Origin of the sequence: Rhizobium sp. CFBP 8762, assembly GCF_014841565.1 — a bacterium.
Lineage (GTDB): Bacteria > Pseudomonadota > Alphaproteobacteria > Rhizobiales > Rhizobiaceae > CFBP-8762.
The window spans coordinates 253,503-274,706 of the sequence record NZ_JACYUD010000007.1; the positions used below are offsets into that span (position 1 = coordinate 253,503).

A 21,204-nucleotide genomic window follows, 5' to 3' on the forward strand; every position below is an offset into this window, starting at 1 on the left:
TGCGCGCAGTCATGAGCATTTCCAGTAAAAGTGCGGAGCGGTTCACCGTCCGGGCAGTGCGTGGAAAAAGGCGAGTTTAATCCCGGTGAACACCTGTTCGCCGGGATGAATTCAACGTTCCGGATTGAAGAACGACACCGGCTTCAGGATCTGGTTTCGCATGTCCAGCAGATAATCGGTCTCGATGACGGTACGGCGATAGCCCTGCCATTCCGGATCGGCCTCCATACGGTCGCGTCGCGCCTCCCTGTCGGCAAGGCTGTCATATTTCCACAAATGCACGGTGCGGGAGAGATCGCCGATATGGGTCTGGAAGAAGCCAAAAGGCTCGCCCAGATAGTGCCGCTGCATGGGCAAACCAATGTCCTCATACAATTTCAGGAAGCTGGGAAGCATATTCGGCTTGGCAGTGTAGGTCCGATGGTCGAAAATCATTGTCCTGTCCTTCCGTTTCTCAGTTGCAGTCATAATCCAATACAAAAGTGTCGACACTTACAAGGGCGTCAGGAAATTTGTTTTCTGACAGTGGAGCTATGAAACCTTTTCGCGTTGAATAGCGCTGCGCAGGGCTGCCAGCATTTCATCCAGATCGGCGCAGGGGCGGCATCCCAGTGCCACAATGTCACTGCGCACGTCCACGGGCAGGCCGGAATTGGAATCCGCAGGAATTTCGTTCAGCCGGCCACCGATGAGCAAGGGCAGATCGAGCCCCTGCGCAGTCATCACCGCTTTCACCGCTTTGGCGTAGGAAAGCGCTACGCCGTTATAGGTGCTGACAGCAATAACCGTCGCCCCGCTGGCTTTCGCAGCCATCACCAGCGTTTCCGGATCGATTGCAACACCGGCATCCACGACCTCGGCCCCCAGCCCCTCAAGCGCCTGCTCAACGAGATATTTGCCGTGCTCGTGCACATCCGTGGTGCCGATGCAGACCCTCGGTTTGTCCGGGCTTTGCAAAGGCGACTGTCTGGCGACCCAGTCGGCTGCCTTGTGATTAAGCTCGCGCGCCCATTCCGCATGGATCAGCGGCTGGCGTCCCCGTGGTGTTTGCGGTCCGGGTCCGTACAGCGTTTCCATGGTTTTCGGCCCCATCCGCCGGATCGCCAGCATGGTGGCGGCGCAGTCCTGCGTATCCACGCCGCGCTCTGCCAGCCCCGTCAGCACGCAAGCCGCGAACCGCTTTCCGCCCTTCACCAGCACATCGGCCATGGCTTCGATTTTTGCCCAATCCAGAACGGGCGCGTAGAACGGCGCGTGGGATGCTAAGCGATGGGCGAAGGTCTGCGCATCGATGATCTCGTCGATATCGGGAATACGCTGATTTTCGGTGACCGGCACCGGATTGATGGCATGGCCTGCGGGCCACCGGCCAAGCGACAGAATATCCGCCAGAAGATAGCTGGCCAGACTGGCATAATTGGCAGCAGGGGTTGATTGATAGGCCACCGTGTTGCCGAAGATCATCGTGCCCGGCGTATCGCTGACGCGAACCAGCGCCGCATGGAATGCGGCGCGCGACAGGGGATCGCTGAAATGGTGGCCATAGCAGTGCGAGACCCGCGCACCGATGAGGGTTTCGATGATATGCTTTTCGATAATCACCATGCCGAGTGCACAGGCCATGTCGATGAACAAGCCCGCAAACCCGTCGTCCAGATTCGAATGGACGAGAATCGTCTCGTCCTGCGCGGCGATCAGGCCAAGTGCGGTGACCGTCGCTTCCGTCGTTTTTACATCATCGTCCCAGTAGGGCAGACGGAAGGTGAAGTATTGGCCGAGATTGCCGATCGCGGTTGCCCCGGCGGCCAGCGCACCGCAGGTGTTTTCCACCGCCCCCGGCAAGCCCAGCATAAAGTCACCGAAATGCGCGGCGGCAGGCGCAGCGTTCGTAATGCGGGCAAAATCCTCCGGTCCGCGCAGCACGATTCCCGTCCCGCGCGAGGCTTTGTCCCGCATGGCCAGCGGATAGCCCATCGACCAGTCGAGCGTGATGCCAAAACGGTCCACGGTCACACCGCTTTGGGCGCATTGTCCGTGTACGGTGCGAATTGCCTCGACCGTGCGGCCAACGTCGCGAAAGCCGATATGGGCATGTTGCATCACCCGGCCTTGCGCCGCAGACATCCGTTTCCACTCCGCCTCGCTGGACACGCCCTTTTCTGCCAGAAACAGACAATTGCCCAGATGCCAATCGCGCTTCATCGCACGGCCAGCCGCCAGCAGGTCCTGCCCCGGGGTCAAACGCGGATCAGTCAGCGCGGCACCTGCATCAATCCTCATCATGGCCAATCTCCTCCACAAAGCGCCTGACAGTATCGGCAAACGGCTGAGGCCGTGCCAGCGGATGAAAATGCGCGCCTTCAAGCCGCGTGAACCGGGCGCCGGCAACCGCATCCGCAATGGCAGCGGACAGAGCGGGCGGGGTCAGAATATCCTGGTTCGCCGCAATCACATGGACAGGCGCATGCAACCGCTTCAGATCCTCCAGCCGGTCATGATCGAGCAGCATTCTCAACCGCGCCGCTGTCACAGGCAAAGGCTTCAGCGCGACGGCCGCCTTGGCGACCGCCTCGGACAACTGTTCAGCCTGTTGCGTCAGAAAGATTTCCTCATGGCCGAGCACATGGGTCAGACGTTGATAGGCTTCCGTCAACCCCTTTTCGATGAGGTCAATGCGGGCCAGAAACAGGTTGCGGAAGCGCTCATCCGCCCGCGCCCAGGAACTGCTGATCGTGTAGCTCAAGCCGATATCGGGATGGTCGAGCGCCAATGTCTGTGCAACCGCGCCTCCGGTGGAATGACCAACGACATGGACGGCGCGATTGTGCAACCGAACGATGCCTGCAACATCGGCAGCGATGCGGCCAATGGAATAGGTGCCGGTTGGGCGATCACTGCGCCCGGCGCCGCGGTGATCCACCACGATCAGAACGAAGTCGTCCTGAAGCACATCGACCACGCCGCGCCAGAAGCGCCCGTCGCCGCCCAGACCCGGTATCAGCACCAGTGCCGGGCCATGCTGGCCGTACACATCATAATAAATCCGGCATCCGTCGTCGGCGGTATAGAGCGCCATTACAGCCCTGCCTTTCCGGCCAGAACCGTGCGGATAGCGGCTGCGAGGCTGTGTGCCGTCATCGCCGACGTCTTGGGATTGTCGGCAGAAGCCGCATTGGCAAAGCGGAACTGAGCGGTTCCGGCAGCGCTTTCGATCTCAAGCTCATGGATATTGGTGTCGATGGCGGGATCGGCGATGACGACCACGGTAACAAGCGCAGGACTAGCCGTGAGCGTGGCCGCATAGGCGGCATTCAGGTTTTTCGGGTAGCGCTGCGCGGCCGCGCGCGGCGAGCCCTCAAACAGCACGACCGGTGCATCGGGCCGAGACAGGCCGAGTGCGGTGAGTTCCGCCTGCCATGCCGCCACGGGCTTGCGCTGGATATACCGCACGCGCGTGTCCTCAAGCGGAGCCACGGCGGCGAGATAATCCAGGCCGCCAATAGCCCCCGAGGGAATGATGATGCGCGTGGTAGACGAGGCCGTGGCACGGGCGATGTCTGCTTCTATCGTCTCATCAGCCAGTGCGCCGATGGATGCGACAATAACGGGGATACCTGAACGCAGCAGCGCGGGCACGTAGGCCGCAACGCTGGCCTGTCCGGCTGCCTCGATCACCACCAAGGGGCGACAGGTGGCCATCTCCTGCGCAGACGTGACCACCGTCATCCCATCCGGCACAGATGTGCGGGACATGTCACGCAGCAGAACCACCCAGGAGACAGTCTCGTCTTTCAGGGCAGCGACAGTCTCACGCGCCAGCGCACCGTAGCCGATCAGCCCGACAATGGCAGGGTCTCGCCGCGTCATGGGTCAGCCGCCTTGGCTCGTCGGGTCGAATTTATCCGGCAAGTCGGTTCCGAAGACGGTTTGCCGCTCGATCTCCAGAACATTGTCTGGCCGGGGAAAATTGGAGGGAACACGGTCTCCGGCCTTGCGTGGCTTGCCGATCAGCCGGAAAAAATCCTCCAGCCCGTTCGGGACGATCAGCCAGACCCAGCGAAGCGTCGTCTCGCCATCATTGATAAACATATGGCGCACGTTGCGCGGAAGGAAAATGGCGCTGTCAGGCCCCATCGGGTACTCCGTCCCGTCGATGACGGCGCGGCCATGACCTTCGATCACATACACCGCCTCTTCATTGCGGTCATGCGTATGCTCGCGCACATAGCCGCCGGGGGCGACCGACTGCGTGCCCATGCCGAACGGATTTTCCATGCCGACAATGTGGGGGGCCAGCGCCACATCCACATGACCGTTGGCCGGAACCGGCTGCCAATAGCTTTCGCGTGTCTCCGGCCCGCCGATATAAACGCCATGGGCCTGTGTGTGAGGACTGTCGTTCGTCATGGTGCTTCTTTCCTTGTTACCGCTGGCGGAAAGTAAACCCGCTCTACTGGTTCTGTCTCAAAATCGTTTCTGCCGAAATGTAACCCCAGGTCAGGTTGGGACCGAGCGTTGTTCCCGCACCGACCGCCCGCGTTCCAATCGGGTTTGCCATGGCAAGCCCGGCTGCATAGAGACCGGACACGATGGAGCCATCTTCGCGCAGCACCTGCCCGGAGGCATTGGTGCGTGCACCGCCCTTGGTGCCGATGATCGAGCGATTGACGGACAGGCCTACATAGGGGGGCTTGTCAATCGGGTACAGGCGCGCCACGCCGCCGTCCTTCTTCTGCTCCCATGCCGGTTCGCCGCGGTGAAAATCTTCGTCACGGCCTTTGGCGCACAGGGCGTTCCAGCGGGCAATCGAGTCCTTCAGCTTTTGGGCGGGAAGGCTGAGCAACGCGGCAAGCTCTTCAATCGTGTCGGCTTTCTTCACCCAGTCGCGCTCATAGGAGGCATACCAGCGAAACGCTGGCGAGGATTGCAGGAACCGATGGTCCCCGACCAGATAGCACGGCAAATGAACCGGCGCGCCGTCAGCGTCGCGCGCGTCCAGTGCCTCGCCGATGTTGAAGGTCGCCTCACTGATGAAGCGTTCTGCATGGCGATTGACGACGATGGAATGCGGCTCGTAGAGGAAGTTGATCGGCAGACCATACCGCTTGCCCTCGTAGCGGGTGGGCAGGCAGACATAGACATTGGCCTGATCCATCCGCTCGAGATGGGCACCCACGGAGGCCGCCAGCTTCTGGCCATCGCCTTCATTGCTCGAAGGGGTGCCTATCCGGTCCAGAGGGCCGGGAAAATGCTTTTCCCGCATCTCTTTGTCCCACTCAAAGCCCCCGGACGCGATCACGACCCCCCGCTTGGCGGTGATGGTCTGGCGCTGGCCGTTGTGTTCGGTTTCCACCGCCGTCACCCGTCCGGCATCGTCCTGCACCAGTGCGACGGCGCGGGTCGACAGGCGAAAGGTTACACCGGCATCGAGACAACCCCGGATCAGGCCGGTCATCAGTGCAGTGCCCTGCCCACCGGAGTTGGTCAGCCACCGCCACAGCAATTTCGGCCACACTTTCAGCCCGGCGCGCACCGGATGATGGTAGATGTCGAGGTCGACACTTTCCTGATAAGTGAAAATATGCGGCAAGGTGGAGCGCCGGATCCGCTTGGCGTACTTGCCCACCAGCCTGCGGCTGAGTGGCATGGGCGATACCATTCGCCCATATTTCTTGCCGCCGGGAGCCTCCACATAGGGGTCCGGCTCATCGATCAGGCGAAAATCAATCGGCGTATTGTCCGAGAGGAAACGCAGCATCGCCGGGGCATTCTCGACAAAAGCGCGGTGGCGTGCGCCCTCCGCCTCATGCCAGTCATCGGGCTGTACGGCCCGCAGATACGCAATGGCATCCTCCTTGCTGTCTGTTACCCCCGCCTCAAGCGCAATATGGTTCGCCGGTATCCAGACGCCGGAGCCGGACATGGCCGAGGTGCCGCCCAGCCACTCGCTTTTCTCCAGCGCGATAACCTTGAGCCCACCTCTTGCTGCGCGCAAGGCTGCCGAACAGGCAGCAGACCCGGTTCCGATAACGACAACATCAAAGGCGTCCATTGGCTCGTCCCCACGATTTTTCAGCACTATAGGACGATCTTGGCAAATCTGTCTACGTATGTGTCGACACTTTTATGACGTGAAATCTGACAGGTGGGTTTTACGGTGTGGAAAGCGTGGCAAATCCTACCGCTGCGCCTTTTGGCGGCGTTCTGTCCCCTGTGCTTCGATCATATCCAGAAGCGTATCGGCAGCGAAGTTGATGTCAATGACGACGGCACTTGCGAGGCGCTCGGGATCGCGCGAATGCAGCGCGCGCACCATGGTGTGATGGTTGTTGATCCCCTGATCCATCTGGCCGAAGCTCGGGTAAATGACGTTCAAGTATGAACTGTTCATCATCCAGCGTTTTTCGATCATGCGCACCAGTTCGCTCATCCCGCTGGCACGGTAGATGGCAAAGTGGAACTCCCAGTTCAGTTCCATGACAGACGCATAATCCTTGCGCTCGTTTGCCGCCACCATCAGGTCGTTGATGCGGGAGATGTGGGCTATATCCTCGTCGGTAATGCGCAAGGCCGCCTCCCGCGCCGCCAGCGCTTCCAGCGCGGTGCGGATTTTCGTCAGTTCGACAATGCGTTCGCTCGTCAGTGTCGGCAGATACACCGATCCGTTGGACCGCATTTCCAGAATGCCTTCGGCCGCGAGATTGTAGAGCGCTTCCCGCGCCGGTGTCAGGCTGACATCCAGCGCAGCCGCCACGGCCCGGATCGTCAGTTTCTGGCCCGGTTTAAAACGGCCCGCCATGATGGCACTGGCCAGTTGCGTGCGAACCTGCTGGCCAAGAGTTTCGCTCCGGCCAATCGGCGCCATGTCTACCCCGGCCAGCGAACCCTCCGCCCCCTTTTTCTCGTTCATTCTGCCTCTCGCCGCTCGTCCGTTCTCTGTCGTTGTATACAGGAGAAATGGTGGCCCGTGCAGTCCACCATCTGAGGTCCGTGACGTTCTCGATGAAAAACGCGTTGCAGACCAATGCTCAATTTGATATTTGTTATAACAAATTGAGGGTGAGGCTGAAATGAAAAACACGCCATCGACGGACGAACTGAAGGATATGCATCACAAAATGGTGGTGACGCGCGAGTTGGAGGAAGTGCTGGGCGTCTATGCCAAGGAGGGCAAGACGCGCGGGCCGATCCACCGGTGTGATGGTCAGGAAGCTGTGGGCGTCGGGGCCTGCGCCGCCTTGCGCACCGATGATTATGTCTGCACCACCCATCGCGGCCACCACGTTTATGTGGGCAAGGGTTTGACAGCCCACGGCATCGTGGCCGAAATCTTTGGGCGGGAAACCGGCTATTGCAAAGGCCGGGGCGGCCATATGCTGCTAGGGGACGTGACCACCGGCATGCTGGGCGGAAATGCCATTGTGGGCGCGGGCATTCCTGCCGCCACCGGCATGGCGCTTTCCATTCAGATTCTGAAGCAGGACCGGGTCGCCATGGTTGTCTTCGGCGACGGCGCGGCCCAGACCGGCATCTGCCACGAGGCCATGAACATGGCGGGCCTGTGGAAACTGCCGGTCATCTTCGTTCTGGAAAACAATGAATACGGGCTGACCGTGCGCCACGACGTGCAATCCCCGGTTGCGGATTTGAGCATCCGGGCCGCCGGTTATGCCATGCCGGGTGAAATTGTTGATGGAAACGATGTCGAGGCCGTCTATCGTGCCGTGGCGCTTGCGAGTGAACGGGCACGCCGCGGCGAAGGCCCCTCGCTGATCGAGGCAAAAACCTACCGTATCAAGGGGTTTTCAACCTCAGATATGGGCGGCTATCAATCGGAAGAGGAAATGGCACCCTGGCTGGCCCGCGATCCGATCCAGCGCTCGGCTGAAAAACTTGTTGCGCTCGTCGGTGCCGACACGGTTGCCGCTATTGAGGCTGCCGCCCGTGCCGAGGTTGCGTCCGCGTTTGAAACTGCCTTGTCGGACCCCTTCCCTGTCTTTGAAACACATGCCCCTTCGGCCGCCTATTCGGAGTTCACGCCATGACCTTGATGCGCTATGCAGAAGCGTTGAATGCCGCCCTGCGGGAGGAAATGCAGCGCGACCCGACCGTGTTCATGTTTGGCGAGGATATTGGCCGCTATGGCGGCGTGTTCAAGGTTTCCAAGGGGTTGCGCGACGAGTTCGGCGATGCGCGCGTGCGCGACACGCCGATTTCCGAACAGGCGATGACCGCCATGGCGGTGACGGCGGCCATGTCCGGCACGCGTCCAATTCTTGAAATCATGTATGCCGATTTTCTGCCGCTGACACTGGATGCGCTCGTCAATCAGGCCTCCGTTTTCACCTATCTCTGGGAAGGTCAGGTTGAGATTCCCTTTGTCTTGCGCACGCAAGGCGGCGGCGGCGTGGGCACGGGTGCCCAGCACGCAAAAAGCTTGGACGCCATGGTCTGCCATATTCCCGGCCTCAAGGTGGTGGCCCCGGCAACTCCTGCCGATGCCAAGGGTCTGCTGAAATCGGCCATTCGCGATAGCCAGCCGGTCGTATTTCTGGAGCACAAGCTGCTTTACAACACGCGCGGCGAGGTGCCGGACGGCGACGATGTGCTGGTGCCGATCGGCAAGGCGCGAACCGTGCTGGAGGGTCGGCATGTCTCTATCTTCGCATCGTCCAAAATGGTGATCGAAGCCGAGAATGCCGCCAAATTGCTGGCACAGGACGGGATCGAGGCCGAGGTGATCGATCTGCGCACGCTTCGCCCGCTGGATCTGGAATCCATTCGCCGGTCCATCGCCAAAACCCATCATGCTGTCGTGGTCAATGAAGGGTGGACCTTCTGCGGTTACGCATCCGAGCTGTCGGCCACCATTATGGAATATTGTTTCGACGATCTGGATGCGCCCGTCCAGCGCGTTGCCATGCCGGACATGGCCATTCCTTATTCCGAGCCGCTGGAAATGGCCGTTTTGCCAAATGCCATCAAGATTGCCGCAGCGGCCAGAAAAGCTATCGCCTAACGCATAATCCGACCGGAGTAAAACGAGGATCGACACGATTATGCGTCAAAACCAAGAGTGAGAGCCGGAGACCAATATGGCAACGCCGATAACCGCAGGTGCCGTCGCTGGCGAATATATGGAAACGCTCGTCATCGTGGAATGGCGGGTCGGCGTGGGCGACGCCGTCAATAAGGGCGATGTGCTGCTGACGATCGAAACCGCCAAGGCCGCCGTAGACGTGGAAGCGCCCGATACAGGCGTGATCAGCGCAATTTTTGCCAGCGCGGAAAGCGAAGTTCCCGCTGCCGCCGTTCTCTGCCTCATCGGCAAGGACGTGACGGATGTGAGCTATGGTGACGCGCCTGCAAAAGCGGCGGAGAACGCGGCTTCCGCGCCTCAACCATACCCTGTCGCTCCGCTTGCAACGGAGCAAGCGCCGCGCACCCCGGCGGGTGGGCGGATCATCGCCAGCCCTGCCGCACGGCGGGCCGCCCGTGCGGCCGGTATCGACCTTGCCACGGTATCGCCCACCAGCGTCTCCGGTCGCATCAAGCTGCGCGATGTGGCCAGCGCCACGTACCAGACCGCGCCGCTGCAAGCGCCAAACCTGTCTATGGGCCTGCCGCCTGATGAACGGGGTCTGTTGAAGGTGCACCGCAGCGGGCCACCGGATGGGGCGCCAATCTTTTTTCTGCACGGCTTTGCCAGCGATTCATCCTCCTGGTATCCGCTGGATCGCCAGTTGGCGAAGGACCACCCGGTCTACCGCATGGATTTGCCCAACCATGGCAGCTCTCCCAAACGCCAGATCAAGGATTTCACCGCACTGGTCAAGGACGTGCGGGATGCCTTTGACGCCCTTGATCTTGAGGGTGCGCATGTTATCGGCCATTCGCTGGGTGGTGCGCTGGCGCTGGCGCTGGCCGACACCCGCGCACCCCGCATTGCATCGCTCACCCTGTTTGCGCCGGGGGGCCTTGGCCCCAAAATCAACAGCGACTTCATCGATGGTATTGCCGCAGCCTCCCGGCCTGCAAGTCTGGAAGCCTGGCTGAAAGTCATGGTTTCCGATCAACGCCTGATTGATCCGGCCTTCGTCAATGCGGCGTTTGCAGCACGGACACAGGCGGAGCTTAGGTCGGCACAGGTGCATATGGGCAAAACCCTGTTTGCCGATCAGACCCAGAGCTTCAACCTCGTGTCGGCGCTGCACCGGCTGGAATGCCCGACGCGGATCGTCTGGGGCCGCAAAGACCGGATTCTGGACTGGCATGACGCGCTTCAGGCACCGGGCCATATCGGCCTGCATCTGCTGGAAGGCGTCGGCCATGTCCCGCATCTCGAAGCCCCGGATATTTCACGCGCCATCATCCGGTCGCTGATCAAATCTGTTTGAGCGCCTCTGATGTCGCATATGCTCGTTGTCGTCGGCTGTGGATCTATGGGCTTTGCCATGATGCGCGGCTGGCTGCAGGAGACACCGGGTCTGACCGTTCACGTGGTGGGGCCGACGCCGGAATACGCGCCGCTGACCTAGCCCACTCAACGTTGATAGAGCATGAGTCAGTGACGAGAAGAGAGTTTCATTCAAGAGTTCGTCTCGCAGCCGTCCATTGAAGCTTTGATGAAGGCGTTCTGGATCGCCTTGCAACGCCTCTCAATGATCTGGTTTTATTCACGAGCAACACGCAGACCGGAATACGAGGTATCGGCGACCAGTGCCAAGCTTTCTCTGGTACAACCGTCGACAACCGTCAAAATTCGAAACCTGCAGCCATCGGTCAATTGATCCAATACAAAGTCCAGCAACCAACGATCATTGGCGGCAATGGCGATCAGCATCGGTGCGCTTGTGCCTATAGACCGCTTATGTCAACGGCATGACTTGTAACGTCACCGTCTACGGCGAGGACGGTTCTTGGTCGTCTCCTGTACCGGCATGGACAGCATGATGACCGCCGTGGGACCATATGCGTTCCCTCCAGGGTGCTCCGTGCATTTCGAAAGCCTTATCGCCATTACCGATAATATCTCGCCGGAACAAACTTGTGTATCTTTTACCCGTAAGATCCGCCTGCTGCCTTGATTCATAGTTGTCGCGTAGTCAAAAAATGTAGATTTTGCTTGGCCCAATATTTCCTGTTGTGCAACTCGTTCACGGCGCTGCTTAAAATATTGTCAAGGGATACGAACCAGAGGGCCCCCATTTAAACTGAATAAAAAGCGATTACGTTTCGCACGAAAGCCTGCCCTAAGGTGAGTTCAATTCCTTGCTCTGCTTCCATCGTTCAATCGTCCACCCACAAAACTCAAAAATCTTCCGATCAGCGGCGGCTCGGCGTGCTTGTCTTTCCAAATCATCCAAAGCGAGCGTGAAAATGGTCGCCCGTCCTTGTAAAAAAGCGGCATGCGGAAGAGTGGCCGAGTTTCGTCGAAGAATTTCGGCGATAAGAAAATACCGTAACCAAGTCCGTTGGCGATCATCTCCAGGCAGGTATCACCGTGGTTCGCTTGCATCCCGATCTTGGGTGGTTGACGAAAATGGCCGGACCACCAGTCGTCCAGCATTCTGGTTGCGAAAGGGTCGCTTAGATAGGAGATTTGTGGCCTTTCCGGTAAGTCTTCGAGGCGGAGACGTTCGCTATTGACGAGGCAAGCCTGCTCGCTGCCAATTTGCAGGCGGCTAAAATTGCCTGAAATGTCGCCGCAGATGAAGCCGACCTGGATGTCACCGCGCTCTACCTTGTCTACGATTTCCGAACTGACGCCAGTCGAGACGCTAAAATCGACGCCTGGATGCGCGCCCTTATAAGCACGCAAATGCGGAGGCAGGGTATAACGGACAAAAGAATTTGTCATTCCGAGCCGGATCGTGCCCGTGCGATGGTCCTGAAACGTCAGAAGCGTCCGCTGCATCTCGGCCATATGGGCGAGCGCCTTCTCTGCTTCCCGCGCCACATATTCACCCTGCGGCGTAAACGTGATGCCTTTCGACGTGCGCTCCACCAGACGTGTGCCTAGTTCGCGCTCGATTAGTTGCAAGCGTTTGGATAGGGCGGGTTGCGTCATCGCAAGACGATCGGCTGCATGCGTTATGTTTGCCGTGCGGCGCAGTTCCACAACGACCTTCCAGCTGCGTGTATCCATCCCCTCCTCCCGAAACAGGTACTGCCATTCCTTTTGAGAATAGCCAGACATGAAAGATCGCAATTTTACAGGCCGGTCAAGCTCTCCTATGACAGATCAATGAAGTCGCTGCATGGCGAACGGGATGGAAATTGCGCAGCCGGCCGATGTCGGATCGTGCGGAGGAAAGAAGGCAACGTCGTATATTTCGACACGGAAACGCAGGGATGCGGCCCGTGACGGCGGAGCTTTGCAATCAGCGGAGTTGAAACAGTGATCTATCATCATCTCTACAAGAAATTTGCGAAGAAGGATGTCGTTCGCGTCGGTGTGATCGGGGCCGGCAATTATGGCACGGCGATCGTGACGCAGGATCCGCATACGCCGATGATGACGGTGGTGGCGGTGGCCGATATTTCGGTCGAAGCGGCCAAGGGCGCCTATGAGAAGGCTGGTATCGATCCGTCGACTGTCGTTTATTGCCGGACAACCAAGGAGGCGCAGCAGGAAATCGCAGGCGGGAAGCGCATCTATACCGACCGCTGCGAGCTGATCGCCGAGATCGCCGCCGTCGATATCGTCTGTGAGGCGACGGGCATACCGGAAGCCAGTGCGGACTATGCCTCGAAGGCGATCGAAAACGGCAAACATGTCGCGATGATCACCAAGGATTGCGACGTCACCATCGGCCCCATCCTGAAGAAAAAAGCTGACGAGGCAGGTGTCGTCTATACCCCGGTCGACGGTGACCAGCATGGCCTGCTGATCCAGTTCTACGAATGGGCAAAATCAATCGGCCTGACGGTGCTGAGCGGCGGCAAGGCAACTGATGGCGAGTTCATTTACGATGAAGCGCACGGCACAGTGACCATCAAGACGGACAAGAAGATCCACGCGCCTTATGTGGAAACGGTCACAATTGCACCGGAAGATAGCAAATATCTCGGCATGATCCCAAAAGGTCAGGCGGCGGAATATGTCGCCCGGCGCCGTGAAATCCTCGCCGGCCTGCCGCAGCCGGGATCCTATGACCTGTGCGAAACGACGGTAGCTGCCAATTATACCGGTCTTGCGCCAGCGGTCGACACGCTGGTGCATGCGCCGCTCAGGATCACCGAGATACCCATCGCCTATTGCGAAACCGATAATGGCGGCATTTTCGGCACCCGCGGCGTCATCGATCTGGCAACATGCCTGCGCGCGCCGACCGAGGGCGGTCTAGGTGGTGGCGTCTTCCTCGTCGTTCGCTGCGACAACGCCTATTCGAACCACATTCTAACGACCAAGGGCCAGATCGCCAATTATGACGACACCGCAGCGGTCATCTACCGACCCTATCACCTATGCGGAGTGGAAACGTCGAGTTCAATTTTGGTCGCCGGCCTGCTTGGGATCAACACAGGCTCGGACGACTACCAGCCGCGCTACGATCTGGTGAAAGTCGCGGCACACGACATCAAGGCTGGCGAGGTTTTCGGCAATGACCATAGCCCGCAGACGACGGCGCGCATCGTGCCGGCCATACCCATTGCGTCCGGCAATGCCGCTTGCGCGCATCTGCTAACCGGCAACAGGGCGTCCATCGACATTCCTGCGGGCACGACGATCACATACGACATGGTCGAGGAGCCTGTCGGTTCGACACTCTGGAGGTTGCGGCGCCTGCAGGATGAGACTTTCCTGGCATGATGACCGGGAAAGTGGGGAGCAGAAACAACACTGCACACTGCTTTGGGAGAGAGGCATGTTACTAACGATAATTGCGTGGTCCACGGTCATCCTGTTTATGGCGCTGATCCTGACCAAGAAAATGCATCCGTTCACCGCGATCGTGCTGATCCCGGTTCTAATGGCGGTTGTAGGGGCACTGCTGGGGCTGTACCAGGCACCGACTGCAAAGACGCTCGAGATCCCGGTTGGGGATGTAACGATCTGGGATCAGGTCACCGTCCTAGGCGCCTGGGTTAAACAGGGGCTGACGAAAACTTCGGGCACGGCTTTCCTGTTGTTCTTCGCCATCATGTTCTTTTCGTTGATGCTCAATGTCGGCGTCTTCGATCCCCTGACGAAAAAGGTTATTCAGCTGTCGAAGGGCGATCCACTGAAAGTATTGGTCGGCACCAGCATTCTGGCGACTGTCGTTTCCTTGAGCGGTGACGGCACGACGACGACCCTGATCTGCTGCACGGCCTTTATCCCTGTCTACAAGCGACTCAATCTCAAGATGATGCACCTGGCGGTGCTCCTTATTCTCCAAAACACCATCTTGAACCTTCTGCCATGGAGCGGGCCAACCGCACGTGTCATTGCCGTGATTGACGATATCGACGTCCAGGCCCTTCTGAATGCACTTCTGCCCGGCATGATCCTGGCAAGCCTCTTCGTCACGGCCGGCGCGTATTTCCTGGGGCTTTCGGAGCGGCGGCGTCTCGGTGTCCAGCATCTGAGCAATGCCGATATCGAGGAGATTTTCGCCTCCACGGCAGGTCCCGATGACGCCCTGAAACGCCCACATCTGGCGCCGATCAACGCGGTACTGACAGTCGCGTCGCTTGTCTTGCTGATCGCGGGCATTTTCGAGCCGGTCTTCATCTTCCTGGTCGGGACGGTTCTGGCCCTGGTGATCAACTACAAGACACTGCAGGAGCAGAAGGAAAGGATCTACGCCAATTCCGGTGAGGTTCTGGCGACGGTCATCATGGTCATCGGTGCCGGCGTATTCATGGGATTGTTCACCAATTCAGGCATGTCCGATGCGCTGGCCAGCAGCATGGTCAACGTTATTCCGCCGCAGCTCGGCGGTTTCTGGGGCTTGATCGTGGTTCTGATCTCGGCACCGGGCGGTTTCTTCCTGTCGAACGACGCCTTCTTCTACGGCGTGCTGCCGGTCCTGGTCGAAGCTGGCAAGGTCTATGGCTTCACCCCGTTCGAAGTCGGCTTCGCGTCGCTGCTCGGACAAGCCTTCCATATGCTCAGCCCGCTTACCGCCTTCATCTACTTGCTGCTCAGCATGACTGGCCTCGACATGGGCGAATGGCAGCGCGCCTGCTTCAAATGGTGCCTCGCGATTTTCTTCATCTTCATCGCGACCGCCGTCGTGATGGGCGTGGTGCCGCTCTACCGGTGAAACACCGACATCCGATCGGGACAAGGCCTATCAGCCCCGATCGGTTCAAACGTGATGAGAGACAACATGAGCAAATCCAATCGCATCGTTCTCCTGCATGCCACGCCGGTAGCCATGGCTCCGGTCATGGAGGCCTTTGCCAAAATCTGGCCGGGCGCGGAAAAGGTCAATCTGCTCGATGATAGCCTCAGTATCGACCGTGCCCGACAGGACGAACTTTCGGATGGTCTGGCGAATCGGTTTGTGGCCTTCGGTCATTATGCCTACAGCATCGGCGCAATTGGGATCCTTGCGACATGCTCGGCCTTCGGTCCGCCACTGGACCGGCTGGCGACCGAACTGCCGGTACCTGTTCTCAAGCCCAACGAGGAGATGTTCCGCGCGGCGATTTTGCGCGGCAACCGGATCGGCATGCTCGCGACCTTTGCCCCTGCCGTCACGACGATGCGGGACGAGTTCGATGCCTTCGTGGCGGAAGTAGGCTCCAGCGCGACCCTCGAAGTAATCGTTGTTGAGGATGCGATCGAGCACCTGATGCAGGGCGATGCGGAGACGCATAATAGGTTGGTCGCCGCACAGGCGTCCAGATTTACCGGTTACGATGCCATCATGCTCGCGCATTTCTCGACCGCACGGGCAGCTGATCTGGTGCAGGCGGCCGCGGATATTCCGGTGCTTGCCGCACCTGAAAGTGCCGTTTTGCGGATGAGACAGTTGATTGAAAGCAAGGAGCGGTAAGTTCATGCTGCTGGGCGTTATTGCAGACGATTTCACAGGCGCGGGCGATATTGCCAACACGCTTGCCAGGGGTCTTCCCGGCGAGGGCGGGCTGGCGGTGACGCAATATTTCGGCGTGCCCAAAACATCGGCAGCCGCGTCGGTCGAGGCTGGCGTCATTTCGTTGAAGACGCGGTCCGCCCCGGTCGAAAAAGCCGTGGCGCAATCGCTGGCGGCGCTCGAATGGTTGCAAGCGCAGGGTTGCGAGCAATTCATCTTCAAATACTGCTCGACGTTCGATTCGACGCCGGAAGGGAATATTGGGCCGGTCGGCGAAGCCCTCGCCAAGGCGCTCGGTGTACAGGGCGTCGTCGCATGTCCGGCATTTCCGACCGTCGGGCGGACCGTGCATCAGGGGCATTTGTTCGTCCATGACCAGATGCTGAGCGAATCCAGCATGCGGCATCATCCTCTAACGCCAATGACCGACTCCAACTTGCGCCGTTGGCTGGCACGACAAACGAAATCGCCAGTCGGCCTCGTTTCGACTTCAACCGTACGCTCGGGCGTGGACTCGGTCCGCAAGGCTTTGGATGCCGCCGCTGCACAGGGCCAGACGCTGGTCATTTGCGATGCGTCTATCGACGAGGATCTTGTGACGCTGGGGATGGCGGCGGCCGGTGCGCCGCTTCTGACGGGCGGCTCCGGCATTGCCGTCGGGCTGCCTTCGAACTTCATTCGCAGCGGTCGCTCTAAGGGAAGGTTAACGCCTTTCTCCGGTATCGAAGGACCAGCTGCAATCCTCGCCGGCAGCTGCTCGTTTGCCACCCGCCGTCAGATCGCCATTCATGCCCAGTACCATCCGGTCCTTGCCTTGGATATCGACGCGGTCATGGCCGGCACGTTTGGAACGGAAGAGGTTGTAGATTTCATCGAGCGACATGCGGAACAAGCGCCACTGGTTTATTCGTCCGATGATCCAGCCGAAGTCGAGCTGCTGCAGTCGCGATACGGACGGGAAAAGCTGGCCCAAAGGCTGGATGGACTGTTCGCCGACGTGGCGCGGGTGCTGGTAGAAAAAGGCATACGTCGTCTGGTGGTGGCTGGTGGAGAAACCTCCGGTGCCGTGGCCCAAGCTCTCGATCTCGATGCGCTGACGATCGGGCCGGAAATCGATCCCGGCGTACCGATCCTTGCCGGGGCGGATGGTCGTATTGCACTGGCGCTTAAATCCGGCAATTTCGGCGCGCCGGACTTTTTCGAAAAAGCGTTGAAGCTGCTACAGGATGGAGCGGACCATTGAACGAAGACATTCTTCGCGCAGATATCGTCAGATATGGCGCGCTGCTTTACACGCGTGGCCTGGCCCACGGCAGTGCGGGCAATCTCTCAGTGCGACTCGATGACGGCGCGATCCTCGTGACGCCAACCAACTCGTCGCTTGGTTTTCTCAAGCCCGAACAGATATCGAAGGTCTCGGCCAAAGGCACGCATATCGCCGGCGATCCGCCCTCCAAGGAAGCCTTCTTCCACCTCGCCGTCTACGACGAACGACCGGCAGCCAATGCCATCGTTCACCTGCATTCGACACACGCAGTTGCGGTCTCCTGTCTCTGCCATAAGGACAGTTTCGATGTCCTGCCGCCGCTGACGGCCTATCAGATCATGCGGATCGGCCGCCTGCCTCTGGTGCCCTATTATCGGCCGGGTGATCGCAAGCTTGCCGATGCGGTGCGTGGACTTGCTGGCGAACACAAGGCCATGCTGCTTGCCAACCACGGCCCGATCGTATCCGGCAAGTCGCTTCAGGACGCCATCCACGCCTATGAGGAGCTGGAGGAAACCGCCAAGCTGTTTTTCCTCGTCCAAAGCCGCCCTGTGTCGCTGCTGACCTGCGAGGCGATTGCCGAGCTTAACGACGTTTTCCCCAGCTAACCACGGGGACGACCAGCGTACCGGCATTTCTGGCTTTAGGTCTCGTCCGTTGCGCCTAAATCGCTACGCAAGACGCCAAGATAATGAGCTTTCGGGAATTCGCGACGATAACCGGTGAGGGCATGCTGCAAAGCATTGTATCTGCCATCCTCCGGCATGACTGCGAACACCGTGATGGCGGTAAAGACCTTTTCCTCAAACAACTTTGGTCAGTCCGCCACCACGGAAAAAAACCGTAGCTTATACCAGTTCCGCAAGTGCGGCAGCATTGAAGCCCTTTAGCCCTGCCCAGTCACCCAACCGGACTTTCTCGACCCAGGCCGGATCGCTGATCAGAGCGCGGCCGACGGCAATGAGATCAAACTCGTCACGCTCCATCCGTTCGACAAGCTTTTGCAGTCCAACGCTGGTCGAGCCTTCGCCGCTGAATGCGCCCATAACGTCGCCTGACAAGCCGACCGAGCCAACGCTGATCGTGGCGGCGCCGGTCAGTTTTTTGGCCCAGCCGGCGAAGTGAGCCCTTCCACACCGTCAATTTCGGGAAACTCCGGCTCCCAGAAGCGGCGTTGCGAGCAGTGCAGCACATCGACACCCACATCGACCAAAGGCTGCAGCCAATCGGCCATCAGGTCGGGCGTCTCGGCAATGCGCGCGCCATAGTCCTGTGGCTTCCACTGGCTGATGCGCAAAATGATCGGGAAGCCTGGCCCGACACTGGCGCGCACCGCTGCGACGAGCTCTGCGGCAAAGCGAGACCGTTCGCGGATGGTGGCACCGCCGTAGCGGTCGCTGCGTAGGTTGGTGCCGCTCCAGAAGAATTGATCAATCAAATAGCCATGGGCACCATGGAGCTCGATCGTGTCGAAGCCCAGCCGCTTCGCGTCGGCGGCCGCCTTTGCAAATGCGGCAATTGTTTCGGCGATGTCCGCGTCATTCATCGCTTTGCCGCGCGCAAGACCAGGGGCATCGAGCGCCGATGGACTTTCCACCTCTACGTCGGGGACCCAATCGGTCAGAAAACTCTTGACTCCACCGGTGTGCCAAAGCTGCGGCCCCATGCGACCGCCAGCCTTATGGACGGCTTCAATTACGCCCTTCCAACCGGCAAGCGGCTGTTCGCCGTAGAAGAATGGAATGCCCGGATCATTGCGGGAGGCGGGCCGGTCGATCACGGTGCCCTCCGAAAGGATCAGTCCGGCACCGCCCTCGGCCCGCCGCCTGTAGTAGGCGGCATGGGCCGGGCCAGGGATGCCGGTGGGCGCGAAGCTGCGCGTCATCGGGGCCATGACAATGCGGTTTGCCAGCTCCATCGAGCCGATGCGGAAGGGACGGAACAAAACCTCTGTAGACGTCATAGGAAAGCCTTCTCGTTGATTTGCGAGAAAGGTATACATTTGCTACTAGGTCGCAAGAACGCACTTGCAGTCGCCTAAGTATCGCCGAGGAAACCCATGCCCGTCTGCCAGCACTTTGATGAGAACTGTCCCAGCCGCTCGCTGTTCGACAACATCGCCGACAAATGGTCGATGATGGTGATCAGCGTACTGGAATCCGGGCCGATGCGCTTCAACGCCATAAGACGGCAGTTGGAGGGTGTTACACAGAAGGCGCTGACGCAATGCTTGCGGCGGCTGGAATGCAACGGCCTTATTTCCCGCCGGGTGATCATGGGCTCACCAATCGGGGTGGAATACGCGATCACGCCGCTTGGCCACTCGCTTTTGGGTCCTTTTCAGGCGCTTCATGCCTGGACCTTGGAGCATCTGGATGAGGTGGAGCAAGCGCGCCAAGCTTTCGATGGTCGCAACGCCGCGTAATCTGACGCCCCGTCTAGAAGGTGAACTATTCGACATCTGAAAACCACAGAGACTGGTCTCGCAACGTCTGTTTCGTCACCAACAAGAGCCATTGAACAGACGCGCCGGAAACGCACACCGCGAAGCCGTCAATGACGATTCGCTGTGTTGTCATAGCGAAGCGTGGCTGCCTCGACCTTTTCGCCGTTCGTCGCTGCCCATGCACACAGTGCTTCAAAGGGCTCCCGCAGCGAATGGCCTAGCGGAGTAATTGCATATTCCACGCCGATCGGCTGCGTCGGTAGCACGGTTCTCGTGACAAGACCGTTCCGCTCAAGTCTCTTCAGGGCATCGGACAGAGCCTTGTGCGTGATCCCGTCAAGACGCCGTTTGATTTCATTGAAGCGCGAGGGTTTGGGGCAGATTACCGTCAGTATCAGAATCGTCCATTTGTCGGCGATCTTGTCGAGCACCGGGCGAACCAAGGGCATGTCGCAAAGCGCGCGGTAAGAGAGGGCTTCCCGGTCGGTATACTCGTCCATATCTAGGCTATTCCAGGTGCGTAATTGATATCAGATATCCATCGTATATCATCCCGAGACCATTCAGTGAAAGGAATTATGATGGCTCGAATGAACAACAAGGTGGCTTTGGTCGTCGGTGGCGCCAAGGGGATTGGTTTGGCAATTGCGGAGCGACTTTCTGCCGAAGGGTCGAAGGTCGTCATCACCAGTCGTAGAAGTGACGACGCAGAAAAGGCAGCCGAAGGCATCGGCAACGGCGCAGTCGGCATTGCCGCTGACGCAAGTTCTCCGGAAGATATGCTAGATGTGGTCGAACAGGTGCGCAAAGCGCACGGCCGTATTGACGCGCTCGTACTGAATGCAGGTCTTTCCGAGCCTTCGCAGATCGCCGAGATCACGCCGGAGCACTTTGATCGCCACTTCGACGTCAACGTCCGAGGAATGGTGTTCGGCTTTCAGGCAGCCCTTCCCGCAATGACAGACGGCGGCTCGGTCGTGCTTGTCGGTTCCATTGCCGGAAACGCGGGCTACCCGGGCTACGGAACCTACTGCGCAACCAAAGCAGCGGTTCGCTCCTACGCCAGAACATGGACAGCAGAACTTGCATCCAAAGGTATCCGGGTCAACGTCGTTGCACCTGGCCCGACGGATACAGACATGATGGCTTCCGTCGCGCAAGATACTCGGGCGGCAATTGTCGCACCGATTCCGATGGGTCGTATGGCGCGACCGTCGGAAGTCGCTGCGGCCGTCTTGTTCTTGTTGAGCGATGACGCAAGCTACATCACGGGCGCTGAACTCTGCGTCGATGGCGGCTTGCGGCAAGTCTAAGCGCCACAAAACGCTGTACCCGATCTCGAATAGCTCGGGTACAGCCTCGACCGCCTCTCAGGCTTCCGGCGGCCCGTACAGGAACGCCACTGTAACATCGCGCCACCCGAAACCAACACCTGCGACGCCACCCCTCTTTGCAAATTG

Annotated in this window: 21 protein-coding genes and 2 pseudogenes; 11 read left to right on the top strand and 12 right to left on the bottom strand. The window is 59.3% G+C overall.

Annotated elements, in window-relative coordinates:
• Positions 1-111: 111 nt before the first annotated feature.
• The 7 genes from IFT84_RS16655 to IFT84_RS16685 all read right to left on the bottom strand — a co-directional run bounded on the left by IFT84_RS16655 (position 112) and on the right by IFT84_RS16685 (position 6,910).
• Positions 112-435 carry an NIPSNAP family protein gene (locus tag IFT84_RS16655; RefSeq protein WP_192121374.1) on the bottom strand — a complete coding sequence of 108 codons (324 nt, stop codon included), beginning with the start codon at positions 433-435 and terminating at the stop codon, positions 112-114.
• A 96-nt stretch (positions 436-531) separates the two neighbouring features.
• On the bottom strand, positions 532-2,283 hold the full coding sequence (locus IFT84_RS16660; protein ID WP_192121376.1) for a cobalamin-dependent protein: 1,752 nt from the start codon (positions 2,281-2,283) through the stop codon (positions 532-534).
• Complete coding sequence (locus IFT84_RS16665; protein WP_192121378.1) at positions 2,270-3,076, bottom strand: alpha/beta fold hydrolase; 807 nt, start codon at positions 3,074-3,076, stop codon at positions 2,270-2,272. The genes IFT84_RS16660 and IFT84_RS16665 overlap by 14 nt, the downstream gene beginning before the upstream one ends.
• Positions 3,076-3,867: an aspartate dehydrogenase domain-containing protein gene (locus IFT84_RS16670; protein WP_192121380.1), complete on the bottom strand. Its 792-nt coding sequence runs from the start codon at positions 3,865-3,867 to the stop codon at positions 3,076-3,078. The genes IFT84_RS16665 and IFT84_RS16670 overlap by 1 nt, the downstream gene beginning before the upstream one ends.
• Positions 3,868-3,870: 3 nt before the next feature.
• Entirely contained in the window at positions 3,871-4,407 is a 537-nt protein-coding gene (locus tag IFT84_RS16675; protein ID WP_192121382.1) for a cupin domain-containing protein, read from the bottom strand.
• A 43-nt stretch (positions 4,408-4,450) separates the two neighbouring features.
• Positions 4,451-6,052: an FAD-dependent oxidoreductase gene (locus IFT84_RS16680; RefSeq protein WP_192121384.1), complete on the bottom strand. Its 1,602-nt coding sequence runs from the start codon at positions 6,050-6,052 to the stop codon at positions 4,451-4,453.
• Positions 6,053-6,178: 126 nt separating this feature from the next.
• Positions 6,179-6,910 carry a GntR family transcriptional regulator gene (locus IFT84_RS16685; protein WP_192121386.1) on the bottom strand — a complete coding sequence of 244 codons (732 nt, stop codon included), beginning with the start codon at positions 6,908-6,910 and terminating at the stop codon, positions 6,179-6,181.
• Positions 6,911-7,070: 160 nt separating this feature from the next.
• Between IFT84_RS16685 and IFT84_RS16690 the strand changes: the two genes are divergently transcribed.
• From IFT84_RS16690 to IFT84_RS21640, 4 genes are all read left to right on the top strand, one after another.
• Complete coding sequence (locus IFT84_RS16690; protein ID WP_192121388.1) at positions 7,071-8,045, top strand: thiamine pyrophosphate-dependent dehydrogenase E1 component subunit alpha; 975 nt, start codon at positions 7,071-7,073, stop codon at positions 8,043-8,045.
• Positions 8,042-9,019: an alpha-ketoacid dehydrogenase subunit beta gene (locus IFT84_RS16695; RefSeq protein WP_192121390.1), complete on the top strand. Its 978-nt coding sequence runs from the start codon at positions 8,042-8,044 to the stop codon at positions 9,017-9,019. Before IFT84_RS16690 ends, IFT84_RS16695 begins: the two co-directional genes overlap by 4 nt.
• Positions 9,020-9,095: 76 nt before the next feature.
• Entirely contained in the window at positions 9,096-10,397 is a 1,302-nt protein-coding gene (locus IFT84_RS16700; protein ID WP_192121392.1) for an alpha/beta fold hydrolase, read from the top strand.
• Between the two features lie 9 nt (positions 10,398-10,406).
• Complete coding sequence (locus tag IFT84_RS21640; protein ID WP_274603615.1) at positions 10,407-10,538, top strand: hypothetical protein; 132 nt, start codon at positions 10,407-10,409, stop codon at positions 10,536-10,538.
• Between the two features lie 3 nt (positions 10,539-10,541).
• On the opposite strand, the pseudogene IFT84_RS16705 reads toward IFT84_RS21640, so the two are convergent.
• A pseudogene (locus tag IFT84_RS16705) lies at positions 10,542-10,870 on the bottom strand (integrase core domain-containing protein); the annotation flags it as partial.
• A 393-nt stretch (positions 10,871-11,263) separates the two neighbouring features.
• Positions 11,264-12,148 carry a LysR family transcriptional regulator gene (locus tag IFT84_RS16710; protein ID WP_192121394.1) on the bottom strand — a complete coding sequence of 295 codons (885 nt, stop codon included), beginning with the start codon at positions 12,146-12,148 and terminating at the stop codon, positions 11,264-11,266.
• Positions 12,149-12,400: 252 nt separating this feature from the next.
• Here IFT84_RS16710 and IFT84_RS16715 point away from each other — a divergent pair, with 252 nt between their 5' ends.
• The 5 genes from IFT84_RS16715 (at position 12,401) to otnC (ending at position 17,906) form a co-directional block, all read left to right on the top strand.
• Positions 12,401-13,816, top strand: coding sequence for an SAF domain-containing protein (locus tag IFT84_RS16715; protein WP_192121396.1), 1,416 nt, complete (start codon positions 12,401-12,403; stop codon positions 13,814-13,816).
• Positions 13,817-13,913: 97 nt separating this feature from the next.
• Positions 13,914-15,254, top strand: a complete 1,341-nt coding sequence (locus tag IFT84_RS16720) for a CitMHS family transporter (RefSeq protein WP_197975586.1) — start codon at positions 13,914-13,916, stop codon at positions 15,252-15,254.
• 66 nt (positions 15,255-15,320) lie between these two features.
• The gene (locus IFT84_RS16725) at positions 15,321-15,992 is read left to right on the top strand and encodes an arylsulfatase (protein WP_192121398.1); all 672 of its coding nucleotides are present in this window, start codon (positions 15,321-15,323) and stop codon (positions 15,990-15,992) included.
• A gap of 4 nt (positions 15,993-15,996) precedes the next feature.
• On the top strand, positions 15,997-17,274 hold the full coding sequence (gene otnK, locus IFT84_RS16730) for a 3-oxo-tetronate kinase (protein ID WP_192121400.1): 1,278 nt from the start codon (positions 15,997-15,999) through the stop codon (positions 17,272-17,274).
• Complete coding sequence (otnC, locus tag IFT84_RS16735; protein WP_192121402.1) at positions 17,271-17,906, top strand: 3-oxo-tetronate 4-phosphate decarboxylase; 636 nt, start codon at positions 17,271-17,273, stop codon at positions 17,904-17,906. The genes otnK and otnC overlap by 4 nt, the downstream gene beginning before the upstream one ends.
• A gap of 35 nt (positions 17,907-17,941) precedes the next feature.
• On the opposite strand, the gene IFT84_RS16740 is transcribed toward otnC, so the two are convergent.
• Entirely contained in the window at positions 17,942-18,109 is a 168-nt protein-coding gene (locus IFT84_RS16740; RefSeq protein WP_192121404.1) for a hypothetical protein, read from the bottom strand.
• A 37-nt stretch (positions 18,110-18,146) separates the two neighbouring features.
• Positions 18,147-19,261 (bottom strand): annotated as a pseudogene (locus IFT84_RS16745) (NADH:flavin oxidoreductase).
• 96 nt (positions 19,262-19,357) lie between these two features.
• On the opposite strand from IFT84_RS16745, the gene IFT84_RS16750 reads away from it, so the two are divergent.
• Entirely contained in the window at positions 19,358-19,723 is a 366-nt protein-coding gene (locus IFT84_RS16750; protein WP_192121406.1) for a winged helix-turn-helix transcriptional regulator, read from the top strand.
• A 128-nt stretch (positions 19,724-19,851) separates the two neighbouring features.
• On the opposite strand, the gene IFT84_RS16755 is transcribed toward IFT84_RS16750, so the two are convergent.
• Complete coding sequence (locus tag IFT84_RS16755; RefSeq protein ID WP_192121408.1) at positions 19,852-20,244, bottom strand: winged helix-turn-helix transcriptional regulator; 393 nt, start codon at positions 20,242-20,244, stop codon at positions 19,852-19,854.
• Positions 20,245-20,325: 81 nt separating this feature from the next.
• Here IFT84_RS16755 and IFT84_RS16760 point away from each other — a divergent pair, with 81 nt between their 5' ends.
• Positions 20,326-21,057 carry an SDR family NAD(P)-dependent oxidoreductase gene (locus IFT84_RS16760; protein ID WP_192121410.1) on the top strand — a complete coding sequence of 244 codons (732 nt, stop codon included), beginning with the start codon at positions 20,326-20,328 and terminating at the stop codon, positions 21,055-21,057.
• The last annotated feature ends 147 nt before the right edge of the window (positions 21,058-21,204 follow it).

What these genes read in the sequence shown, in the direction of transcription:
- IFT84_RS16655 (WP_192121374.1), bottom strand. Translation starts at nt 435, where the DNA reads ATGATTTTCGACCATCGGACCTACACTGCCAAGCCGAATATGCTTCCC.
- IFT84_RS16660 (WP_192121376.1), bottom strand. Translation starts at nt 2,283, where the DNA reads ATGATGAGGATTGATGCAGGTGCCGCGCTGACTGATCCGCGTTTGACC.
- IFT84_RS16665 (WP_192121378.1), bottom strand. Translation starts at nt 3,076, where the DNA reads ATGGCGCTCTATACCGCCGACGACGGATGCCGGATTTATTATGATGTG.
- IFT84_RS16670 (WP_192121380.1), bottom strand. Translation starts at nt 3,867, where the DNA reads ATGACGCGGCGAGACCCTGCCATTGTCGGGCTGATCGGCTACGGTGCG.
- IFT84_RS16675 (WP_192121382.1), bottom strand. Translation starts at nt 4,407, where the DNA reads ATGACGAACGACAGTCCTCACACACAGGCCCATGGCGTTTATATCGGC.
- IFT84_RS16680 (WP_192121384.1), bottom strand. Translation starts at nt 6,052, where the DNA reads ATGGACGCCTTTGATGTTGTCGTTATCGGAACCGGGTCTGCTGCCTGT.
- IFT84_RS16685 (WP_192121386.1), bottom strand. Translation starts at nt 6,910, where the DNA reads ATGAACGAGAAAAAGGGGGCGGAGGGTTCGCTGGCCGGGGTAGACATG.
- IFT84_RS16690 (WP_192121388.1), top strand. Translation starts at nt 7,071, where the DNA reads ATGAAAAACACGCCATCGACGGACGAACTGAAGGATATGCATCACAAA.
- IFT84_RS16695 (WP_192121390.1), top strand. Translation starts at nt 8,042, where the DNA reads ATGACCTTGATGCGCTATGCAGAAGCGTTGAATGCCGCCCTGCGGGAG.
- IFT84_RS16700 (WP_192121392.1), top strand. Translation starts at nt 9,096, where the DNA reads ATGGCAACGCCGATAACCGCAGGTGCCGTCGCTGGCGAATATATGGAA.
- IFT84_RS21640 (WP_274603615.1), top strand. Translation starts at nt 10,407, where the DNA reads ATGTCGCATATGCTCGTTGTCGTCGGCTGTGGATCTATGGGCTTTGCC.
- IFT84_RS16710 (WP_192121394.1), bottom strand. Translation starts at nt 12,148, where the DNA reads ATGGATACACGCAGCTGGAAGGTCGTTGTGGAACTGCGCCGCACGGCA.
- IFT84_RS16720 (WP_197975586.1), top strand. Translation starts at nt 13,914, where the DNA reads ATGGCGCTGATCCTGACCAAGAAAATGCATCCGTTCACCGCGATCGTG.
- IFT84_RS16725 (WP_192121398.1), top strand. Translation starts at nt 15,321, where the DNA reads ATGAGCAAATCCAATCGCATCGTTCTCCTGCATGCCACGCCGGTAGCC.
- otnK (WP_192121400.1), top strand. Translation starts at nt 15,997, where the DNA reads ATGCTGCTGGGCGTTATTGCAGACGATTTCACAGGCGCGGGCGATATT.
- IFT84_RS16750 (WP_192121406.1), top strand. Translation starts at nt 19,358, where the DNA reads ATGCCCGTCTGCCAGCACTTTGATGAGAACTGTCCCAGCCGCTCGCTG.
- IFT84_RS16755 (WP_192121408.1), bottom strand. Translation starts at nt 20,244, where the DNA reads ATGGACGAGTATACCGACCGGGAAGCCCTCTCTTACCGCGCGCTTTGC.
- IFT84_RS16760 (WP_192121410.1), top strand. Translation starts at nt 20,326, where the DNA reads ATGGCTCGAATGAACAACAAGGTGGCTTTGGTCGTCGGTGGCGCCAAG.